The sequence below is a fragment of the bacterium genome (assembly GCA_004322275.1).
Classification (GTDB): Bacteria; Desulfobacterota; Deferrisomatia; order Deferrisomatales; family BM512; genus SCTA01.
On sequence record SCTA01000029.1, the window covers coordinates 41,836 to 63,764 of the forward strand.

At 57.7% G+C, this 21,929-nt stretch carries 17 protein-coding genes; 12 read left to right on the forward strand and 5 right to left on the reverse strand.

Translation table 11 applies throughout. The annotated features are described in order from the left end of the window. Positions 1–61: 61 nt before the first annotated feature. The 5 genes from EPN96_08855 to EPN96_08875 form a co-directional block, all read right to left on the reverse strand. Positions 62–685 (reverse strand): isoprenylcysteine carboxylmethyltransferase family protein, encoded by a 624-nt coding sequence (locus EPN96_08855; protein ID TAL16541.1) that lies wholly within the window; start codon positions 683–685, stop codon positions 62–64. Then, positions 678–938, reverse strand: a complete 261-nt coding sequence (locus EPN96_08860) for a DUF2933 domain-containing protein (protein ID TAL16576.1) — start codon at positions 936–938, stop codon at positions 678–680. The genes EPN96_08855 and EPN96_08860 overlap by 8 nt, the downstream gene beginning before the upstream one ends. 66 nt (positions 939–1,004) lie before the next feature. Then, positions 1,005–1,613 (reverse strand): methyltransferase domain-containing protein, encoded by a 609-nt coding sequence (locus EPN96_08865; GenBank protein TAL16577.1) that lies wholly within the window; start codon positions 1,611–1,613, stop codon positions 1,005–1,007. Positions 1,614–1,908: 295 nt separating this feature from the next. After that, complete coding sequence (cadA, locus tag EPN96_08870; GenBank protein ID TAL16542.1) at positions 1,909–4,209, reverse strand: cadmium-translocating P-type ATPase; 2,301 nt, start codon at positions 4,207–4,209, stop codon at positions 1,909–1,911. Positions 4,210–4,234: 25 nt separating this feature from the next. Next, positions 4,235–5,146 (reverse strand): hypothetical protein, encoded by a 912-nt coding sequence (locus EPN96_08875; GenBank protein TAL16543.1) that lies wholly within the window; start codon positions 5,144–5,146, stop codon positions 4,235–4,237. A 395-nt stretch (positions 5,147–5,541) separates the two neighbouring features. Here EPN96_08875 and EPN96_08880 point away from each other — a divergent pair, with 395 nt between their 5' ends. The 12 genes from EPN96_08880 to EPN96_08935 all read left to right on the forward strand — a co-directional run bounded on the left by EPN96_08880 (position 5,542) and on the right by EPN96_08935 (position 21,898). Next, positions 5,542–7,566, forward strand: coding sequence for a hypothetical protein (locus EPN96_08880; GenBank protein TAL16544.1), 2,025 nt, complete (start codon positions 5,542–5,544; stop codon positions 7,564–7,566). Between the two features lie 56 nt (positions 7,567–7,622). Further along, complete coding sequence (locus tag EPN96_08885; GenBank protein TAL16545.1) at positions 7,623–7,946, forward strand: YbjQ family protein; 324 nt, start codon at positions 7,623–7,625, stop codon at positions 7,944–7,946. Between the two features lie 9 nt (positions 7,947–7,955). Next, complete coding sequence (locus EPN96_08890; GenBank protein ID TAL16546.1) at positions 7,956–8,435, forward strand: heavy metal-binding domain-containing protein; 480 nt, start codon at positions 7,956–7,958, stop codon at positions 8,433–8,435. Beyond that, a complete protein-coding gene (locus EPN96_08895) occupies positions 8,410–9,243 on the forward strand; it encodes a hypothetical protein (GenBank protein TAL16547.1) in 834 nt (277 codons plus the stop codon). The genes EPN96_08890 and EPN96_08895 overlap by 26 nt, the downstream gene beginning before the upstream one ends. A 196-nt stretch (positions 9,244–9,439) precedes the next feature. Then, positions 9,440–10,705, forward strand: a complete 1,266-nt coding sequence (locus tag EPN96_08900; GenBank protein TAL16548.1) for a response regulator — start codon at positions 9,440–9,442, stop codon at positions 10,703–10,705. Positions 10,706–10,762: 57 nt separating this feature from the next. Then, on the forward strand, positions 10,763–11,155 hold the full coding sequence (locus EPN96_08905) for a hypothetical protein (protein TAL16549.1): 393 nt from the start codon (positions 10,763–10,765) through the stop codon (positions 11,153–11,155). Between the two features lie 85 nt (positions 11,156–11,240). Next, entirely contained in the window at positions 11,241–13,145 is a 1,905-nt protein-coding gene (locus tag EPN96_08910; protein ID TAL16550.1) for a PAS domain-containing protein, read from the forward strand. Between the two features lie 91 nt (positions 13,146–13,236). Next, positions 13,237–14,586, forward strand: coding sequence for a sigma-54-dependent Fis family transcriptional regulator (locus tag EPN96_08915; GenBank protein ID TAL16551.1), 1,350 nt, complete (start codon positions 13,237–13,239; stop codon positions 14,584–14,586). A 26-nt stretch (positions 14,587–14,612) separates the two neighbouring features. After that, positions 14,613–17,012 carry a response regulator gene (locus EPN96_08920; protein TAL16552.1) on the forward strand — a complete coding sequence of 800 codons (2,400 nt, stop codon included), beginning with the start codon at positions 14,613–14,615 and terminating at the stop codon, positions 17,010–17,012. A 130-nt stretch (positions 17,013–17,142) separates the two neighbouring features. Continuing rightward, positions 17,143–19,953 carry a response regulator gene (locus EPN96_08925; GenBank protein ID TAL16553.1) on the forward strand — a complete coding sequence of 937 codons (2,811 nt, stop codon included), beginning with the start codon at positions 17,143–17,145 and terminating at the stop codon, positions 19,951–19,953. Positions 19,954–20,183: 230 nt separating this feature from the next. After that, the gene (locus EPN96_08930; protein TAL16554.1) at positions 20,184–20,783 is read left to right on the forward strand and encodes a hypothetical protein; all 600 of its coding nucleotides are present in this window, start codon (positions 20,184–20,186) and stop codon (positions 20,781–20,783) included. Between the two features lie 326 nt (positions 20,784–21,109). Further along, positions 21,110–21,898, forward strand: coding sequence for a copper chaperone (locus EPN96_08935; protein TAL16555.1), 789 nt, complete (start codon positions 21,110–21,112; stop codon positions 21,896–21,898). Positions 21,899–21,929 lie beyond the last annotated feature (31 nt).

Consider the following 21,929-nt stretch of genomic DNA (forward strand, 5'->3'; position numbering starts at 1 on the left):
AAGTTTATCCGGTTGCCTGGTCCCCGGTTTCCCAGTTTCCTGATTTAACCGCCCTTGTCAACTAAAAGGGAAAGAAAGCCGGGGTTTTTTCGGCGTACCGGTCATACTCCTCTCCAAACTCCTCGCGGACCTCAGCCTCTTCCTTTTTCGCCAGCCTGACGTACATGAACACCAGCACCGGGAAGAAAACAAGCGTCGGCAAAGTGGGCCACTGAAGAAGAAAACCCAGCATGATGAGGATAAAGGCGGAGTACTGGGGGTGGCGCAGACGGGCGTACGGGCCATCTTTTGCGAGTTTGTGGTTTTTTTGGGCGGCGTAAAGTACCCGCCACGCGGCTGCAAGCAGGATGAAACCCCCGAAGATGAAGAGGTTGCTGAGTATGTGGAACACGTCGAAATGGGGATTGCCTCCAAGCCCGAAAAGCGTGTGCCAGAGGTGACCGGCCTCGTGTGAAAGGATATCGAGCCCTGGGTAGCGGCTGCCGAGCCAGCCCGACAGCAGGTAGATGGTCAGGGGGAAGCCGTACATCTCTGTGAAGAGCGCCACGACGAAGGCCGAAAAGGCGCCGAAAGAGCGCCAGTCCCGCTTCGTGCGGGGGTGCGAGAAGCTGAAGGCGAAAATGATGAAGACCAGGGAGTTGATAATCACAAGCGACCAGAGGCCGTAGGCCGGAGCGTCATTCATGGGGTTCTCCTTCCCGGTCGTGAGCGTGGCCTTCTTTGCCCTTTGTTCCGCCTCCGTGGCCGCCGTGTCCTCCATGTCCGAAGATATGCATCAGGGGGCACGCGAGCAGGAGCAGATAAGGTAAAGCCCCTAAAAGGTGCGCCCTGTGCTCGCTGAAGAGAAAAAACCCCGCAATCCCAAGGAAACCCAGCAGCGCGAGACCTGGCCGGGAGCGAAACAGGGTTGGAGGCTCCGTTGCAGATTTGTTACCCATCGGTAAACCTTTCATAAAGTAAAAAAAAAGCGATTCGCCTTTGCACATATCTTCCGGCATGGGTTCTTATGAAAGCGGTTTTTGCGCCAGCCAGAAACCGATTACTCCTCCCCACTGACCGCACGAGGTTACAGGCTCGTACCCCGCTTCCCGAAGATATTGAGGGAGCCTCCCCTCCAGATTCCCCCGAACAGTATGCATAAACCAGGCAGGCCACAGGATGAGCCACCATAAAGGGTTTCCCGGGCGGTCCAGATCCGCCACCACCAGCCGCCCTCCCGGTTTCAGGACGCGGTAAACCTCGCGCAGCCCCGCCAGTTTCACCTCCGGGGGCAGGTGGTGGATCATTGCGCTGGCGAAAGCCGCGTCGAAAGAGTTATCCGCGAAAGGGAGGTCTTCGATGGCGGCCACGCGGAACATCGCCCTGCTGCCCATCTCGAAGGCGTTTTTTCTCGCAACGGCTATCATCCTTATTGCCGGATCGATGCCGACCGCGCTTCCCTCGGGTCCCACGGCCTCAGCCGCGAGACGGGTAAGGACGCCGGTGCCGCAACCGACTTCAAGCACCGCCTCTCCTTCCCTCAGGGAGGCTAGTCCGATGGTCTTCGAGCGGAACCTCCGGCCGAGCCCGATTGCCCGGCACCATACATCGTAGAACGGAGCCAGCCAGTTCAGGGTCATCCCCTCGGTGCGGGGCGCCGGCTCTTTCACCCACTCCGCAACGTCGCCGAGGACCCGGATCGTTCCCCAGAAGAACATCGCCGGGAGGACTATAAGCAGGGCCAGCACAATTGCGGCGAGGATGGAGGCGCCTGCAAAAACTAAAATCGCGGCGGCCAGCGCCAGCACTAGAACAGGGCAGAGCCACAGGAGGCTTCCGGCACAAAAGCGTCTCATCTTAATCTCGCTCCGCGAAAAGCACGGCAAGGCGGATTCGTATCGTGCAGAGCCGTACGGGTTTTCCTGATTTTTAAATCCTGACCCCTCGCAGCCGGAGGGCGTTTCCGACGACGGAGACGGAACTGAAGCTCATTGCCGCCGCCGCGATAATGGGGCTGAGGAGAAGGCCGAAGAAGGGGTATAGCACCCCTGCCGCAATCGGCACGCCAAGGGCGTTGTAGATGAAGGCGAAAAAGAGGTTCTGCCTGATGTTTCCCATAGTCGCGCGGCTCAGCCGCCGCGCCCTGACGATGCCCCGAAGGTCGCCCTTGACGAGGGTGACGCCCGCGCTCTCCATCGCGACGTCGGTGCCGGTGCCCATCGCGATTCCAACCTCGGCCTGTGCCAGCGCCGGGGCGTCGTTGATTCCGTCTCCCGCCATGGCGACGAACCGGCCTGCAGCCTGTAGTTTCATAACCTGCTTCGCCTTGTCCTCCGGCAGGACCTCGGCCATCACCTCGTCGATGGAGAGCTTTTTAGCTACCGCCAGCGCCGTGGTGCGGTTGTCGCCGGTCAGCATAACTATGCGGACACCCTCGCTGTGAAGGGCTTCTATAGCCTCCACGGCGGTTTCCTTTATCGGGTCCGCCACGCCCAGAATTCCCGCAGCCTTATTGTCTACCGCCATAAAAAGTATTGTCTGCCCCTCCAGCCGCAGGTTCTGGGCGCTGTCTCCAAGCGCCCCCGGATCGACCCCGAGTTCCTGCATGAGCTTCTGGGTGCCCAGCGCGATCTCCCGCCCTCCGGCCCGGCCTTTGACCCCTTTACCGGTGAGCGACTCGAAGCTCTCGGGGGAGACGGGTTCGATTCCCCGGCTCTCGGCGCCTTTAACTATCGCCGAAGCGAGGGGATGCTCGCTGCCGCGCTCCAGTCCCGCCGCCAGCCGCAGAAGCTCCTTCTCGTCGAACCCCCCGGAAGTTTGAATTGTGACGAGGCTGGGTTTGCCCTCGGTGAGGGTTCCGGTCTTGTCCACCACCAGAGTGTCCACCTTGCGCAGGTGCTCGATGGCCTCGGCGTTTTTGAAGAGAACGCCCACGGTCGCTCCCTTGCCGGTGGCAACCATTATCGACATCGGCGTCGCCAGCCCCAGCGCGCAGGGGCAGGCGATAATCAGCACCGCGACCGCGTTGATTATGGCGTAGGCCATCCGGGGTTCGGGGCCCGCCCATCCCCAGACGATAAAGGTTACGGCGGCTATGCCGACGACGGCGGGAACGAAGTAGCCGGAGACGGTGTCCGCGAGATTCTGGATCGGCGCGCGGCTTCGCTGCGCCTCGGCGACCATCCGGACGATGCGGGCGAGCAGGGTGTCGGCCCCGACCTTTTCGGCCCGCATCACGAGGGAGCCTGTTCCGTTTACCGTCGCCCCGGTCACCTTGTCCCCGGTGCGTTTCTCCACGGGAAGGGGCTCGCCGCTTATCATGGATTCGTCCACGCTGCTCACCCCTTCGAGCACGACGCCGTCCACCGGAACCTTCTCTCCGGGGCGGATACGCAGGCGGTCGCCGGGCTTCACCTCTTCAAGCAAAATATCGCCTTCCGTGCCGCCCTCTCTCAAAAGCCGGGCGGTCTTCGGGGCGAGCCCCAGAAGGGCTTTTATTGCCTTCCCTGTCCGGCTCCTCGCCCGAAGTTCCAGCACCTGACCCAGAAGGACCAGAGTGGTTATCACCGCTGCGGCTTCATAGTAGACGGCGACCTCGCCTGTCTCTCCGCGGAAGGAAACCGGAAAGAGGCCGGGAAGGAAGGTCGCCGCCAGACTATAGGCGTAGGCCACGCCCACCCCGAGCCCTATGAGGGTGAACATGTTCAGGCTTCGGTTCTCCAGTGATTTCCAGAAACGGACAAAGAAGGGCCACCCTCCCCAGAGGACCACCGGAGTCGCCAGAAGGAATTCCAACAAGCTATATGTTTTGCGGGACGCGAGGCCATGAAAAAATTCGCCGAGCCCCGGCAGGTGAACTCCCGTGGTTATCACCAGTATCAGTATCGACAGGGCGGCGCTGACCCAAAAGCGCAGCGTCATGTCGCGAAGCTCGGGATTCTCCTCTTCTTCGGCGGCCTTCGCGGTTCGCAGTTCCAGAGCCATCCCGCACTTCGGGCAAAATCCCGGCCTGTCGCTGACTATTTCCGGGTGCATGGGGCAGGTGTAGAGCCCCTTGGCGGGCTCCGTTTCCTTCGGCGCGGAGGGCGAGGCCCCTGTGTACCGCTCAGGCTCTCTTTTGAACTTATCGAGGCAGTTCTGACTGCAAAAGAGATAGAGACGCCCGTTAAATACCTGTTTGTAAGCGGTATCCCCGGTGACGGTCATTGAACAGACGGGGTCTTTGTCCACGTAGCCCCCTTTCCTGAAAACTCAGCTAGAAAGTAAAGACTCTCTCCGTCACCCCGGCCACCCCTTTGACCACCAGTTCCATCGGCGTCGTCTTCGGGTTTTCAAATTCAAGAATCGCCGAACGGTGGTGCCCGCTGCCTTCCTGGGATTTCAGCGTGGCCTTGTATTCCTTGCCGCCTGCCCGCAGGACCACGGCCTCCTCAAACCTGTACTCGTCAAGCGGCACCGTGTGGGTATCGAAAACCACCGCGAAAACCAGGGTGCGGTCGCCCCCCTGGGGCGCTACCTTGACCGTCACCCCCGCTTCTTCCTTCTCCTGGCCGCCTTTCGCCGCCGCCGCGCTCTGTCCCGCCTGTCCCCGGGGCGCTCCGGCCTGAGCCATCCCGCCCTGCATCATGGGCATTCCGCCGCTCATCATGGGCATGGAGCCGGACATCATTGACTGCATGCCATCCATCATGGACATTCCGCCGGACATCATGGCTTTAGGCTTTTCGGGTCTAAGTAGATTTTTCCATTGCTCCTCCGTGAGTTTTGAGCCCAGAGAGGAGAGAAACTCAAGGTGTCTGGAGATAAGCTCCAACTGCTTTTGGGTTATCTCCTCCGCTTTCTTTTTGGCCGAGGCCGGATCGAATCCCTTCTTTCTCATAATCCGGCTTAATTCGAGGCGCGATATCTGAAGATCCGCTACAATCCCGATGGCGCTCTTTCGCAGTTCAAAGCGGTTGTCTTCGATGGACTCCAGAACCTGGGGCGAAAGCCCCAGTTGGCCGAGATCACCATGACATGCCGCCATCAACTCGGCGCAAATGGCCTCCGGCATGGCGGCGGGGGCCATTCCCATCATGTCGCGCATGGGGCCGTCCTCCATCATCTGGGCGGATGAAACACCCGCCAGACAAAGAACAATCGCCAGAACGTACGCAATCCGTTTCATGGTGTCTCCTCCTTTTTCCGCCAGGGCGTAAACGCTTGTCGTTCTTCTTCAAAGCTTAGTGTCGCCGGGGTAACTGTCAAGGGCGCCGGCCCGGCTTTGAGGCTTGCCTTTCATAAGAAGGGAGGCGATTTTTAAAAGAAATGATTCGGGACTGACCTGTTGTAAATAACCATGAGGGGAGAGATTGTTTCACCGTAAAGGCTCTTCTTGTGCCGGAGCTTGAATTTCATATAAAATACGTTAACTTCGGGCCGGGGCGTCCTGCGGGGGGCAGGGGTAAATCGTTTTTTTAAGACTATTCGTTAACTTCAATTCAGAAGCCGAAAAACATCATATTTCCCCCAACGGGTCCGGAGTTCTTTTTCCGGCCGGTTTGTTTATTTTGAGGAGTTCAAATGGCAAGAATTACGGCTCCGAAGATCGCCTACCGTCTTGAAAGAACGGAGGACCCCGGAAGCGACGCCGGGTTTCATCTGAAGGTGATGGAGGGCGAGGACATGGTGCTCATGTCCTGCGGGGCGATGGGAAGAAGAGAAGAGGTCGTCCAGGCCCCTATAGCGCTTATCCAGACAGAGGACACCTGCCAGACCTGCTTCGCGTCGCTTTTTTCCGCCGGGACCAAAAACTCCGCCCAGGGGGTGGGGATGACGGTGGTCTTGCCCGAGAAGGCGGTTAAATTGTGCAACGCCGAAGGCGAGGCCGACGGCTGCGAATACCATCTTTTCACGATATCGGGCGAAGAGGGGCTCGTAACCTCCTGCGGCCTGATGGGAAGCGAAGAAGAAACCGAATACGTCCCCCTCGACGAAGTTCCTTCCTCCGAGCTTTGCGCGGGCTGTTTCGGCCCCTTCAGAATCGAGGACGAACTCGCTCCCTTTGCCGCGGCTGAAGCCAGCGCCGCTCCGGTAACCGGTTTTTCGGAAGAGTTTACGGAATTCCCTTCGCTGGACGAACTGATAACCAGCTTCGAGATTCCCGAAGAGCAAGAGGCGTTGCCCGCAATTCAGGAAGAGGTTGAGGTTACTTCGCCCGCTCGGGAACAGGCGGCTGCGATGGCTGTCAGCGAGCCGGTTCAAGAGCCGGTTGCGGCGTCGTCGAAAATCTCCCCCGCTCACCCCGAATCTCTCGCCGAGTCTCTCGGTTTCGGTTCGATCGACGATCTTTTCGACCAGATTGTGGACGACGCGACCTCGCAGGAGACAGCGCGCGCAGCCGAAACCGCAGCTCACGCGCAAAGCGTTTCACCCGAGCCGGAAGCAGAGGTTTTGCAGCCTGCAGCCCCGCCGCGCCTTGAAGATTTTATCGCAAAACCCGCCGAAACTTCGCCGATTGCGCCAAAACCCGTAACGGCGGCGACTCCGGCAGCTCCCGCCGCTCCCCAACAGCCTCCACCCGTCAGGGAGCAATCCAAAAGCAGAAGCTCTCTGGTCTGGGTGGTTGTCGCAGCGCTCGCGCTGGCGGGCGGAGCGGGCTATTATTTCACGTCGCAAAAACCCGAAGCCGCGCCTGCCGCTTTCGCTGAAAGCGCCCCTAAAAAGAGCGTTAGCGCCGATTCCCCGGGGCCAAGCGCCGAGGAGCGCAAGGCCCTGGCGGATTTGAAGGAGCGCGAAGAGGCCGAGTCGAAGGCAGCCGGGGAAAAAAGCGCGAGAGCCGAGGCGCTTCGGGCCGAAGCCGAACGCGCCGAAAAGATGGCCGGGGAAAAGGCGCTGGAGGCCGAAAAAGCCCGGAAAACGGCTGAGACGGTCAAACCTCAGAAGAATAAGGATGATCTCCTCGCGGCCCAAAAGGCGAAAGCCGAAGCGGACGAGGAAGAGAGGATAAGCCGGGAAGCCGCTGCAAGGGCAAGAGCCGAGGCTAAGGAGGCTCAGGCCAGGGCTGCTGCGGAAGAAGAGGCAAGGAGGGTTCGTCAGGCAGCCGAGGAAAAGGCGAGAGTTGAAGCCGAGTCGGCGGCAAGGGCGAAAGCCGAGGCCGAAGCCGCCGCAAAGGCGAAAGCCGAGGCCGAGGCGGCGGCAGTTGCGCCCAAAACCGCTCCCAAGGCCTCGGAAGCTCCCTACCTGATACACTTCAACGATAAAAATCTCGAAAGGTGCGTCCGCGCGGCGGCGAAGGTTCCCGAAGGGGCGAGGCTGACGGAGGACCTTTTCAGAGACCTGCGCGTGCTGGACTGTCAGGGAAGCGCGATCGAGAGTGTCGCCGGCATAGAGAGCCTTCTCACTCTCGAATCCGTGAACCTCTCCAACAACGGCATCGTCGACATGACCCCGCTGGCTTTTCTGCCGAGACTCGTCTCGCTGAACCTCAAATTCAACAAGATTACCGATATCAGCTCCATAACGAGAATTCCCTCGAAATGCGAGATCAACCTTCTCGATAACCCGATAGCCGACATAAAGCCTCTCCTGAAGCGAAGAAAGAAATAAACATCGATTGCATGTAACGCGGCAGGACAGGAAAAAGCGGCTAAAAGGAGGATCAGGTGATAGTTACTACGATTCCCTACGTGCCCGGAATGCGCATCTCGGAACATTACGGGATGGTTCAGGGCAGCACGATAAGGTCCAAGCACATCGGCAGGGACATTGCCGCGTCGTTCAAAAACCTTGTCGGCGGAGAGCTCAAGGGCTACACCGAGCTTCTCTGCGAATCCCGCCAGGAGGCGACCGACCGCATGGTGACTCAGGCCAGGAGCCTGGGGGCGAACGCTGTGATAAACGTGCGTTTCGCCACCTCCTCCGTGGCTCAGGGCGCGGCGGAGCTCTTCGCCTACGGAACCGCCGTAAAACTCGAAAAAGAAGCTTGAGGCCGTCCCATGTGGGATATCGGAGTGTTCCTCTTTTTGCTCGCGCTGGGGTTCGTAGCGGGATCGATAGCCGAGAAAAATCATTTTGAATCGCTTTGCCGAAGGGAGAACTCCATGCTCTCCCAGCCCATAGTTACAATGGAGGAGGGGCTTTCCTTTCCTCCGGGTTCGCGCTTCAGAAAAACAAAGATGGTAACGGGCAGCGCGGTAATTTCCACCGATTACTTCAAAAGACTTCTCGCCGGTTTTCGCTTTCTCGTGGGGGGAAGGGTAGTCGCGTACGAATCGCTCATGGACCGCGCCCGCCGCGAAGCCGTGGTAAGAATGAAACAGCAGGCGGGCGGGGCCTACGTCATCATGGGCATGAGGCTGGAGACGGCCAACATCGGCAACGAAGCCTCCCGGAAATCTGGTAGCGTCACCTGCGTCGAGGCTCTGGCGTACGGAACGGCTGTGTGGCTGGATGAAGTACCGCCCAAAGCAAATTGACGGAAACGTCAACGTATCCAATATCCATCCCCTGAAAGAATTCGCTCTCCTCGCCGGCGGCATAATCGCCGTCGTCGCCCTTGTTTACGCGCTGCTCGGGCCCCTCGTGGATTTCGGGGCTCCCTGGGTGCCTACGGGGCTGGAGAGGGCCATCGGCAATTCCTTCAAACTCCCCGCAAGCGAGGACGGACGCGAAGAATATCTGGCCGCCCTCTCCGAAGAGCTTAGGAAAAACGCCCCCGTAGACACGGGCCCCCTTTTCGTCGGAGTGATCGAAAGCGAAGAGGAAAACGCCTTCGTTATTCCGGGCGGCAGGATATTTTTCTACTCCGGGCTTCTGGACAAGGCCGCCAGTGAAAATGAAATCGCCATGGTTCTGGCCCACGAAATGGGACATCAGGCCAACAGGGACCATATCCGCTCTCTGGGGCGCGGACTGATTCTGGTTTTTCTGGGGTCGCTGGTGATGGGGGAGGAGGAAGCCGTGGACAATTTCATCGGCGGCGCGCTCACCATCGGTTCCCTCAAATATTCCCGTTCGCAGGAGGAGGCGGCTGACCGCTTCGCCCTCGAAACCATTGTCGCCCGTTACGGAAATGCAAACGGGGCTACCGAATTCTTTGAAAGGGCGGCAAGGGAGGGGGGATCGTCTCCGGAATTTCTGGCGACCCACCCCGATCCCCGGTCAAGGGTTGAAGCCCTCAAAAAAATCATTGAAGATAAAGGATATTCCGTTGGCGAAGCGAGCGCTCTTCCCGACAACTGGATAAAACCCCCTCCTGCCTCCTCAGACAATCAAAAGCCATAAATCCCACAAAATTTGGTTCTTTACTTGGCAAATCCGGCAGTCCAAAATGGACTCTTGGCTCATTATGAGCGGTTCAATTTGGATATTATTTTTACATTTTAGAGGAGTAAATAAAAAAGACGAATAAAAACAATAGCTTATAAAGCTTTTCAGGCTTGGCACGCACTTTGCTGTATAGACTCGCAGGAGGTCACACATGAAGCGTGTGCTTATAGTCGATGACGAAAAGCTTTTTCTCCTTAGCCTTCTGGAAGGTTTAAAGGCGTACTCCGATCAGTTCACCGCGGATATGGCCGTAAACGGACGCGAAGCGCTGGAGAAACTCGAAGGCGAGCATTACGACCTCGTCGTCACCGACCTCAGAATGCCTGAAATGGACGGAATGGAGCTTCTTGCCAGGATGAGCAAGAAATTCCCCAACCTCCCCGTCATAGTAATGACCGCCTATCCCTCCCCCAACGCCTATGAAACCACCCGCGGCCTCGGGTGCTCCAAATTCCTCGAAAAGCCCATCGACCTCGAAGACCTCGCAAACAAGATAATCGAAGAGCTTTCCTCCGATTCCGCCGGATTTCTGAAGGGCATCGCTCTGCCCACCTTCCTCCAACTCGTCGAGATGGAAGGAAAGACCTACACGATAAAGGTCAAGTCCGGCAAGAGAACCGGCTGGCTTTACTTTCTTTCCGGCGAGCTTTTGCAGGCGGAGGTCGGGCAGACCGAAGGCGCCGACGCCGCTCTCGAAATGATCTGCTGGGAGAATGCCGAGATAGAAATAAGCTCGCGGTGCAGAAAGACCAGGGGCGAGATAGGCATCCCCGTCAGCCACCTGATACTCGAAGCCCATCGCCGCTACGACGAATCGCAGGAGTCCGATCTTCCCGATTACGGACTGATGGTTCTGGAAGAGGCGGCCGAGGAACTCAAGTGGTCTCCGAATCCGGAGAAAGCGGCCCCGGAAACTCCAACGGCGCAGGAACTCGAACAAGCGCGGGAAATGGCCGAAGCCCGGGAACTGGCCAAGGCCGAGGAGATGGCCGAAGCCCGGGCTCGCGGAATAAAAAAGACAAGCGACGACAAGGCGGACCTGAACTGGGCGCGTCTTCAGCTTCGGCTGCGCGATTTCGAGGCCGTCACCGGCTTTCTGGGCGCGGGCCTCTTTTCGGGCTCGAAGGAAAAGGGGACCTGGATCGAGGGCAACAGGCTCAATCTCGACAAGGCCGGGCCGGTCCTCATCGAACTGCAGAAGGCCTCTGAAAAACTCTGCGAGAAGGCCGACCTTGGCCGTTGCAAAATCGTCGAGGTCGAGACTAACGAAGGCTACGTGCTCTCCAAATGCCTCAGCGCCGACGAGCCGGATGAAGACAACCGCATCTTTCTCAGCCTGATTCTCGACGAATCCGGCGAGATAGCGATGGGAAAGATAAAGATGAACTTATTTGCAAGCGAATCGGTCCGGAGCTAGTCCCTATCCGGTCGAGCCGCATTTGCGTTAACCCGAACCCCAATGAAGGAGAAAACCATGAGCTCAGCAGACAAAATGGCAGTACTCTCGCAGATCGACGGTTTCATGGGCGCGGCCTGCTTCACCCCCACCGGCGAAGTCCTCGCCCTCTACGGCGGCGAAAAGATCGATCTCAAGTCCATCGGCGTCCTCGCCAACAACGTCCTTCTGAACGCGCAGAAGGCCTCCCTCGAAATGGGCGCCGGCAGGGGCCAGATGGTTCACGTCGAAGGCGAGCGCTCCGAGATTCTGGTCCGCTGCCTCAACGAAGGCACCGACCCCCTGAAGTCCCAGCCCGGCAAGGCTCACGTCCACCTGGTGCTGGTCCTCGCGAAGGACTCCTCCATCGGCATGGCCAAGCTCCGCATCGGCTCGGTCATAGCCGATCTCGCCGATTCCTTCAGAGTCTAAACGGTATGGTCGGGGCGGGCCGCGAAGAAGAACTCGCGGCCCGCCGCTAACCTGATATGAAGCATTTGCCGGCAAGGCGATTGGAATGGATAAGATGATCTCCGAACCTGAAACGTCCGGAGGCGTTCGCGCGCCCTCATTCCTGCTCGCGGACGAAGACAGGAAATGGACAGCCGCCCTCTCGGAGCTCCTTTCCGGGCGCGGCTTTCTGGTCGAAGTCGCCAACGACGGTTTTACCGCGCTGGAGCTCGCTAAAAACACCTTCGACGCGGTTCTGCTCGGCTCTTTCGTCAGCAAGGTGGAAAGCGACACCATCATCCGCTGCCTCCGGGACAGGGAAAAGCCGCTTGAGGCGAGAATATTTCTCCTCAGCAGCGACCCCCACTGCATAAATCCCTATATAACGTCCATGTCCGACGCGGTGATCGCCAAGGCTCCGCCGGGAGATACCTTTTCTCTCGTTGTAAAGGCCTGGGAACGCTGCGTGAACGAGGGGGCAATCCCCTCCGGCGAGGGTCTGCTGGTCTGCAGGGAAGGGTGGGAGCCCCGGGCCGACAGCAAAAAGGTGGAGGCGCTGAAGAGGAGGCTTTCCTGCGTCTACGGCGCGCTGCCGGGGATGGTTTTCGAGATCGACAACTCCGGAAAGGTCGTCTACGCGAACGACAAGGCTCTCGAAACCCTGAGGCGCCGCATCTCGGGAGTAATCGGCCTGCAGATAAACGAATGTCTGGAACTGCCGGAGGAAAGCAGGCTGGACAGGGCGCTGAATTCCGCCCGCCTCAACCCCGCTTTCCCTCCCCTTGAGTTCCCCTTCGAGCTTAGGGGAAGAATTTACAAGGTTCTGATAACGGCGCTTCCGGTCATGGAAGACGCTCACGACATAATCCTCACCATGACCGACGCGACCGAGCGCTATATCGCCAGAAGAGATTTTCTGCGCTCAAACCTCGAACTCGAACAGCTCTTTCAGGGATCCGGCGGCGCTATCTGCGTTATCGACAACGATTGCGTAATAACCAGAGTCAATGAAAACTTCGTCGAGCTTATCGGCTATCCCCGGCAGGAGATGATAGGAGCGAAATGCTTCAACATCTTTCCCGGTCCCGACTGCGATACCGGGCTTTGCAGCATAGACATGGCCCGCAAGGGTAAGGTCGCAAAAAACAGGGAAGTGGTGAGGAAAAATTACAGGAAGGACGACGTCGTCTGTCTGCTGACGACCTCGCCCCTTCACCATTCGGACGGTAAGTTCGCCGGAATCATCAAGGATTTTCGCGATATTACCGACAGGAAGAAGGAGATAGCCCTGGCCGAGGCGAAATCCGTCTCGGAGCACCTGAGCCACGCATTTTCCGGTATCCGCCACGAGATCGGCAATCAGGTCAATTCGAGCAAGATGGCCATAAACGTTCTTCGCAACAACCTCGCCTCCTTCGACGAGGCGACGGTGAAGGAATATCTTGAGAGAGCCCTCGGCGAGCTGTCGCGGGCGGAGAATCTCTTTCGCTCGCTCAAGAGCTTCGGAACCTTCGAGGTGACAAGGCCGAAGAAAGGGAATCTGAGGAGTTTCCTCACCGATTTCGGGCAGACGCTCAAAGAGGAGTGCAAATCGAAGGATATCGCCTTCACCCTCGGTATGGAGGAGGAGGTGAAGAGCTGCAATTTCGATTCGAGGGGACTGACCCAGGTTCTTTCAAACCTTTATTCCAACTCCCTCGGAGCTCTGGCGAAGCGCGAAGCGCCGCGGATAGAGCTTAAAGCCACCGCCGGAAAGGACGAGGTGATAATCACCTTTTCCGACAACGGCGGAGGGGTATGCGGAATAGAGGAGAAGAACCTCTTCAAGCCTTTTTTCTCCACAAAGACGGGGGTTCCGGGGCTTGGACTCGCTATTTCCAGAAAGCTGATGGCCTCCATGAATGGAACTATCGACCTCATAAGCAGCGAGGGAGAAGGAGTTACGGTACGTCTTAAACTGCCGCGAGAATAACACGATATCGACTACGGCCGCCCTCTGGGGGTGTTTAAAGTTAGGGCGCTCTGGGGGAAACTCCTCAGGGCTTTTCAGGAAGGCACGGGTAATGAGAAAGTACACCATTCTCATAATCGATGACGACTCTCTCTTTTTGGCCCTGATAAAGCGCCATTTCGAGAAGAAGTACCGCGTCCTCACCGCCAAAAACTGCAAGGAAGGGCTCGCCGCCGCTTCAAACGAACGGATAGACGTAGCCTTTCTGGATCAGCAGCTTCCCGACGGCTGCGGCATAGACCTCTGCCCCAGAATTCTGGAGGCCAACGAGCAGACAAAGATAATCCTCATAACGGGTTTTCCCAACATCGAGCAGGTCGTTGATGCGGTCAAGAAGGGGGTTTTCGATTACCTCTGCAAACCCGTGGAGCTCGCCGAGCTTGAAATAAGGGTCGATCAGGCCCTTCGCGCCATCTCCCTCGAAAAGATAGAGTGCCTGCAAAAATATTCCGCCGAAGCCGAGATAAAAAGAGTCAGGGACCAGGGGGATTTCATCGGTCTCGATTCGGTCAGGGAACTCATCGGCCTCGCGGCCAGATCCGACGTCGGGGTCATGATAACCGGCGAGACCGGTACGGGAAAGAACGTCGTCGCCAAGGCCATTCACTACCGCTCCTCCTCAGCGTCCGGCCCCTTCGTCAACTTTAATTGCGCCGCCGTCCCCGAAACCCTTATCGAATCCGAGCTTTTCGGCTACGAAAAGGGTTCCTTCACCTCCGCCGGAGCCTCTAAAAAGGGAATTTTCGAGATGGCCGAGGGGGGCACGATCTTCCTCGACGAGATCGGGGACATGCCGCTCCACCTCCAGCCCAAGCTCCTCGGCGTCCTCGACGAAAGAAAGGTAAGGAGGCTCGGAGGCGAGCGCGACAGGCAGCTCGACGTGCGCATAGTCGCCGCCACCAACGTAGACCTTAAAAAAGCCGTCGAAGAAAAGACCTTCCGCAGCGACCTTTACCACAGGCTCAACGTCCTTTCGATCCAGCTTCCGTCTCTTCGGGAAAGAAAAGAAGAGATAGAGATTCTGGCGCTCTCCTTCCTGGGCGAGTTCTCCAAAAACTCTTTTGCTTCCCTTGAAAACGGGGAAGGCGCCGCCTTGAGGGGATACGGATGGCCGGGCAACGTGCGCGAGCTTCGGAACGTCGTCGAACGCGCCGTACTGGTTCAATCGGGTCCGGCCTACAGACTCTCCCCCTTTCTCGCCGCCCAGAGGAAAAAACCGGCCGTGGAGCCGGAACTTTACGAGGAAAGGGAGGAAGCCTTTCCCTCCCTCGAAGAGGTCGAGAGAAAGCACATCCGAAGGGCGCTCGAACTGAGCGGTGGAAACCTTACGCGGGCTTCGCGAGTACTAGGAATATCGCTTTCCACGATGAAGAGAAAGGCCGCCGGGTACGGCTTGCGTTAACTGTTTTAACTTTTCGGGGACGAAAAATGGGCACAAGAAAAAACGGCCGGCCTCTCCTTGAGGAGATTGGCGCAAACCTCTCCTGCTGGTTCTGGCGCACCGGCGCGGGGGGGACAATAGATTACTGTTCGGAGTCGGTTTACGGGATGCTCGGCTACCGCCCCGAAGAATTGATTGGACAGCCGATAACGGCTTTTGCGGCCCCAAGCGAATGCGGCTGCCTTTTGTCCCAATTCGGCAAGGATGTTGCGGCGGGTGAGGGCAAGACCTGCTTCAACGTCATCTTCCTCAGAAAGGACGGGACCAAGGTCTCGTTCATCTGCAGGATAAACAAAATAACCGGACCCGGCGGAGAGGTCGCGGGCTTTACCGCCCTCTCCATACCTTCGAGCTATTTTTACGAGCAGCAGGCCGAGATAATCCACGCCTTTCGGGAAACGGAAACCAACGCCGACCCGGAGTTCCTTAAGCGCCTCTACCTTCACCTCGGAATGACCGCCGGGGCCGACTACGTGCTCATAAGCGAAAGAGACTGGACCCGCGACGCGACGATGAAATCCCTCCTCGTGGACCTGGAGGAGAAAAAATTCATTGAAAACACGTCACCCTTGCCGAAATTCCCGTGTGAGCAGGTGCTTGCGGGGAAGATGTGCGGTTTCGAGTGCGGGGTTATGGATAGCTTCAACATAGAGCCGCTCCGGGTTCTGGTGAGGAACAATTCGTACATCGGCGTGGCGCTGAAGGATTTTGAAGGGAAGGTGGTCGGCATCCTCGCCTTTTTCTTCGGCAATCCCCTGAAAAAATCCCCCGCGGCGCGGTTGATTCTGGATTTTTTCGCCGAAAGGATCGTTTTCGGCATAGAGCGCAAGCGTTCTGCAATGGCTCTGGGGCAAAGCGAAGTCAAATACAGGAAGCTCTTCGAGATGGCCCCCATGGGGATAGTGGCTATCGACTCGCGGGGAGCGATTGTCGAGGCCAACAAACACGCTCTCGACATAATAGGTGCGAACGGGATAGCCACCGTGCTGTCCAGCTACATCGGCGAGATATTCTTCACCCCCGGCACAGACAGCCGCCTTCTCACCGTAAATAGCGATGCGAGCGTAAAATTCAAAAAAGAGAGAGTGGAATTCAGGATACGAAGATTTGACGGAGAGACCATCCCCGTCGAGTCCATCGGGGCCTTTTCACAGGGGGATATCAGCCTTTTGCTCTTTCAGGACATCTCCGAGCGCAAAAGGGTTGAGGAGGAGCGCATTGACATGGAGGCGCGCCTCGCCCAGATGCAGAAGATGGAGGCCCTGGGGACGATGGCCGGAGGCGTCGCCCACGATTTCAACAATTTCCTGATGACGATCTCCGGCTTTACGGAGATGACCCTTAAAAACCAGTCCCCCGGAACGGTAAACCACGAAAACCTCTCTTACGTCCTCGAAGCCTCCCGGAAGGCCAGAGACGTGGTCAAGCAGATACTTCTCTTCACAAGGAGGATAAGCGCGCCGAAGACCCCGATCGACATGGCGAATCTTATCCGCCAGACCCTCAAGCTGGTTCGGGCCTCGATGCCTTCGACCATAGAGATAATCGAGGACCTGGCCAAAGACGGAGAATGCGTCGTCTTCGCCGAACCTTTTCAGATCGACCAGATATTCATGAACATCTGCGCCAACGCGCGCGACGCCATGGGCGAAGTGGACGGGATGCTCCTGGTGAAGGTCGGGCTGACCCGCGTCGAGGGGCAAAAGGCAAAAACGCTGAATCTGCCCGAGGGGAGCTACGTCAAGCTGATGATACGCGACACCGGGTGCGGGATGTCCGCCGACACCGTGGCGAGGATTTTCGAGCCCTATTACACCACCAAGGAGGTGGGAAAGGGGAGCGGCCTCGGTCTGGCAGTGGTGCACGGAGTGGTCAAGACCCTGAGCGGCGGGATAATGGTCCAAAGCGAACCGGGGCAGGGGACGACCTTCTCCATTTACCTGCCCTACTACGAAGTCGGCAGGTTCGACTCCTCCGGGGCCGAGGAAAAAGCTTCCCACCGAACCCACTCCGTGATGTTCGTGGACGACGACGCCGCGATAGCCAAACTGGGGGAACAGATGCTCGCGAGCTGGGGCTACAGGGTTTCCTCCTTTACCGGCAGCGTCGCCGCGCTCGAAACCTTCCGGGCGACCCCGGACAGCTTCGATCTCGTGATAACCGATCTTACGATGCCCTCCCTCACCGGCAAGGAGCTTTTGAAAAACATCCTCGATACGCGGCCCGGCGCGAAAGTGATACTTTGCACCGGCTACAGCGACATAATGGATATCGAGCAGGCCGGAGTGCTCGGGGCGAAGGCTTTTCTCCTTAAGCCGATAGACTGGGATAACCTCTCCAGACTGATAGAGGAAATTCTCTCGGACACGCCGAAAAACCACTTTTGACGGATTCATTTCATTGAATACCTGCCGCGGGAGTTAACCGAGATCCATGCTTTAAATCTATTTCTTTATCGGTAAGACAAAATCCGCGCGGAGCGGTAAACACTATTCCAGGGGGAGGCGGAAGAATTTGATGATAGCGGCGCCGCGTACAGAGGTACTGGTTGTTGACGGCAACGACTCCAATGCAGTGCATCTTAGCGAGATGCTTTCAAAAAAAGGATACAGGGCGCACCGGGCCGCTTCCCTTACGGCGGCCAATAAAATCATGGATGGCGCGGGCGCCGGCCTTGTCATATTGCTTGATGCCGGCATGGCGGCGGCGTCCGGCCGGGAGGCCGCGAAAAAGCTCAGGACCGGGCGTTGCCCGGGGAGATTCCCGGTAATCCTGATGGGGGCCGTAAACGAGTTTTCGGAGCTTTTAGGCTGGTTTGAGGCCGGAACGGTCGATTTTATCCGCAAGCCCGTGGTCAAGGGCGAATTGTGCGCCAGAATAGAAGTAACGGCCGCTTTGAAGAAAACCCAGGCCGAACTGGGCAAGCTTCTTGCGATCTCCGAAGTGCGGAACCTCTCCCACAGCAAGAAGGTGGAGGAGGTTCTGTATTTCATCGCCCAGGCGAAGCTTAGCGAGAGCGGCGAAGAGTTTCTCGGCAAGCTGGTCGCCTTTCTCTGCTCCTGTCTTAACGTGGACTTCGCCTTCGTAAGCGAGCTTTCTCCCGACTCCAGAAAGGCGAAGGTCGTCGCCATGTGGGCCGAGGGAAGACCAGTGGGGCCGATGGAATACGATCTCGCGGGCACTCCCTGCGAGGAGGTAGTCGGAAAGGCAACCTGCGTCTATAAGAGCAGGGTCGCCGACGCTTTCCCGGAGGACGTTCTCCTGCGGGAAATGGGTATCGAATCCTACGTAGGCGTCCCAACCTTCGACTCAAAGGGAAATCCCCTGGGGCTCGTCGCGGTTATGGCGAAAAGCGAACTGGACGACACCACCCTCATAGAAAACGTGCTTCAGATAGTGGCCTTCCGCACCGCCCACGAGGTCGAGTACCAGAGGGCGCAAAGCGAGATTCTGGGAGAGAGAAATTTTTCCCTGGCCCTGCTCTCCTGCCTTCCCGGCGTCTCCTGCGTCTTCGATGAAAACGGCAAGCCGGTCTTCTGGAACCGCAACATGGAAGAGGTGTTCGGAACCAGATGGCTTTTGAACGGCGAAGAGAGCTTCGGCGAGAGCCTGGTGGCGAAAAAGGACAGCGATACAGCGAAAAAGGAGCTTGCAAGGGTCTGGAGCGAGGGCGAAGGGTCGGTGGAAATTCACCTCATCGACAAGAATGGAGTCGAAACCCCCCACCTCGTTTCCGCCACCCGCATCGACCACGAACAAAAAGGGTTCATACTCTGCGTGGGTTTCGACATATCGAGACAAAAGCACACCGAGAGCGCCCTCCGAAAGCTGGCCCAGGCCATAGAGCAGGCCAAGGAGGCGGTCATAATCACTTCACCCGCCGGGGACGTGCAGTTCGTCAATCCGGCCTACGAGCAGATGACGGGCCGTTCCTTCCAGGAGGCGACGAACGCCAACCTCAAAGACCTGGGCTGCTCTTCCAGCCAGGGTGAAATCATCGGCGAAATTTTAAAGAGCGCGTGCGAGTCGGACACCTGGCACGGGAAGCTCTCCTGCCGCTCGGCCCTGAGACGCGAATTCACGGTTGAGGCGACCTTTTCGGCGGTGCGCGACGAGTCGGGCGCCGTGGTCAATTTCGTCTCCATACAGCGGGACATTTCAAAGGAGGAGGAGCTTCTCGCCCGGCTTGCCATAGCCCAGAGGATGGAGGCGATAGGGACTCTCGCGGGCGGAATAGCCCACGATTTCAACAACATCCTTACCGCCGTAATCGGCTACACCCAGCTTTCAACTATGGAGTCGAAGGATAACGAGCGGCTGAAATCCTACCTCGGCGAGGTGCTGAAGGCCGGAGAGAGAGCCAAGGAGCTTGTGAGGCAGATATTGTCTTTTTCGCGGCAGGCTCCCGATGAAAAGAAACTCCTCAACATGAGGCCTCTGGTGGGCGAAGTCCTGAAGTTGATTCGCGCCTCCCTTCCGGCTTCGATAGCGATAAAAACGCAGAACGAATCCCGCTCGGCGGTTATGGCCGACCCGACCAAGATACATCAGGTGCTGATGAACCTGTGCACCAACGCCGGCCTCGCGATGAAGGACGGCGGCGAGCTTTACGTCGAGCTTTCCGACGTCGAGGTCGATCGGAAGATGGCTTCGGCCATACCCAACCTCGGTGAGGGGAGCTTTGTCCGACTCATAGTGAGAGACACCGGCCACGGTATCCCGCCGAACGTAATCGACAGGATTTTCGAGCCGTTTTTCACTACGAGGCCGCAGGGGGAGGGGACTGGGATGGGGCTCTCGGTCGTACATGGCATAGTCAGAGGCCACGGAGGGGCTATCTACGTCGAAAGCGAAGCCGGAAAGGGAACCGCCTTCCACGTCTACTTTCCGCGCTTCGACAAACAGCAGGCTCCGGACAATCAGGCCGACTTCATTCTACCCATCGGCGCTGAACGGATACTCTTCATCGACGATGAAAAGCCCGTTATCGAACTGGCCAGGCATCTCATCGGAAAGCTCGGCTACACCGTAGTTACCTGCCAGTCCCCGGTAAACGCCCTTAAAATATTCGCGGATGAGCCGGAATCCTTCGATCTGGTTATAACCGACCTGACGATGCCGGTGATGAACGGGGACGAACTGGCAAGGCGTCTGCTGGAGTTCAGAGAAAATATCCCCATTCTCCTCTCCACCGGCTACGCCTCGGGGGATTGCGAGGATATCCTCCTGAGACCCGGAATAAGCGGCCTCATTCCCAAGCCGCTGATATTGAACGACCTGGCGGTAAAGATTCGCAGCGCGCTCGATTCGGCGAAAGACTCCTCCTGAGTCCGCCGGAACCTGTTTTATGTGCGAATATTTCATCAGGCGGGTTTTTTGGTCTCTCCGCCGATTGTTTATCCTTTTATCCTGTGATAAATTCACGAACCTGTATCTGGCGGTCTGTGCGGAGCCTCTACGTGCCCGCGCCCGCCTTTGTTTGTCTTGTTGCTTTCGCTTACATTGCACCGGCAGGCTTCATTTTTCATAAAGGGCACCGGGCGTTAAAGGAGTCACGCTTGAAAAGGAAAATATCCGGCGCTGCCCTTGTCTTTTCATTCCTTTTTCTCCTTCCCCTGACGACATACGCAAAACAAAAGACCGATATGAGGCCCGATTACGTCGATCTGAACCTCTTTATCGGGATGGAACAGCTCGACTCCGCCGATTGGTCCCCCAATGACAGAATGTCGAAGATAGGCGCGGATATAACTTTCGTTCCCTCCTACTTCCTCGCCGATCTGGTGGCGTCGCTCTTCTACTCGACCGATTCGGGCACCAAAGACGGCCTCGACATGAAGACGACCCTTCTCGAAGGGCAGCTGGGGCTCAAAAAGAACTACGTCATCGACGCTTATCCCGAGATAACACCTTCCCTTTCGGGCGGACTCGCCCTGGTGACCTACACCAACGACTTTGAATCCGCCACCGACGGCTCCGGCACGGGCATCGGCGTCTTCGCCGGCGCGGGGGTGGTCTACACGTACAATGAGAAGGTGAACCTCGGTGTAGACCTTCGGTGTTCCTACGTCCCGGTCTTCGACGGCGACGAATACGTAAACGCCGGCGGCATTACCGGCGGCCTTCTTCTCGGCTACCGCTGGTCCAGCGGCTGGTGAGGTTTTTCAGGAATCACAACGTGTAGTTAAGGAGTTCCCCACCCCTGCGTGCCCAGCCAACTCCGGCCTCCCGCTCTTCGGAAAAATGGACGCGAAGCGCCGGAATCGCGCCTTTCACGACGCTTCCACCTCTTTTTTCAGCCGAAGAAAATATATTTCCAGTAAAGCCATAAAAGCGTAGCCGTAGCGGCGGGATGGGGGAGTTCCGGGAGCGGTGAGCCAATTGTTGGCGTATTATAGTTAAAGGATTGTTTATCCGAAGGCTGTTTAAATTGGCGCAAGCCCCGTTTTCATGCATGGATTGCCCGCTTGAAGGAGGATATCCAATGAGAAGCCTCGCGTGGATTTTGCCGGTCTTTTTAATTATCGCGGTTGCGGTTTCATCCAACGCCGCCGACGCTACGGGGCTTGACAAGGCCCTGGCAACCCCCGGAACCCTGCGCTCCGTCTTTTTTGTCGAGGGGATGAGTTGCCGGGCGTGCACCACCATCCTCGAAAAGCGCATAGCGAACGCGCCGGGCGTCCTTTGGTCGCGGTTCAACTTCCCCCTGCGCCTTCTGACCCTCTACCACGACCCCAAAATAGTCTCCAGAGACAAAATCGCGGCGCTGGTTAACGATTCGGGCGAGCTCAAGGCCGTGTTTTTGTCCGGCGTAGCCGCTTCCGAGCTAAAGCCGGTCACCAGGGTGAACCTTGGAGAGTGGAAAGGCGGCAAGGTTATGCACTGCGACACCATTGCAATACTGAGACCATTCGAGCATTTCCTGAAAGAACTCCTCGGGGAGACCCGAGAGCTTCCTCAGGCGAGGTACGAAATTCTGGGCGAGCACGTGAGGAACAAGATTTTTCTGGAGGCCGCTAAAAAAGCCGGTTACGGCAGGAAGGCCGGGGCGGAGGAGTTTCCGCCGGTTATCGCGAAGGATTTTTACTGGCCGGAGACCTTGAGGCCCCTCACCGCCGATGAAAAAATCATAGCCGCCTTCATAGAGGAAGAGGTGACGAAAAAAGATCCCGAAAAGTCCGGCAAACTCTTCGACGCCTGGCTCCTGGCCCTCTGGCGCGACCTGAATTTCAATTTTTACGGTGAATTCGCCGAAGGCAAGCTAAAGCCTTAGGGCTCCCGAAGGGCCGGTGAATATAACTTCC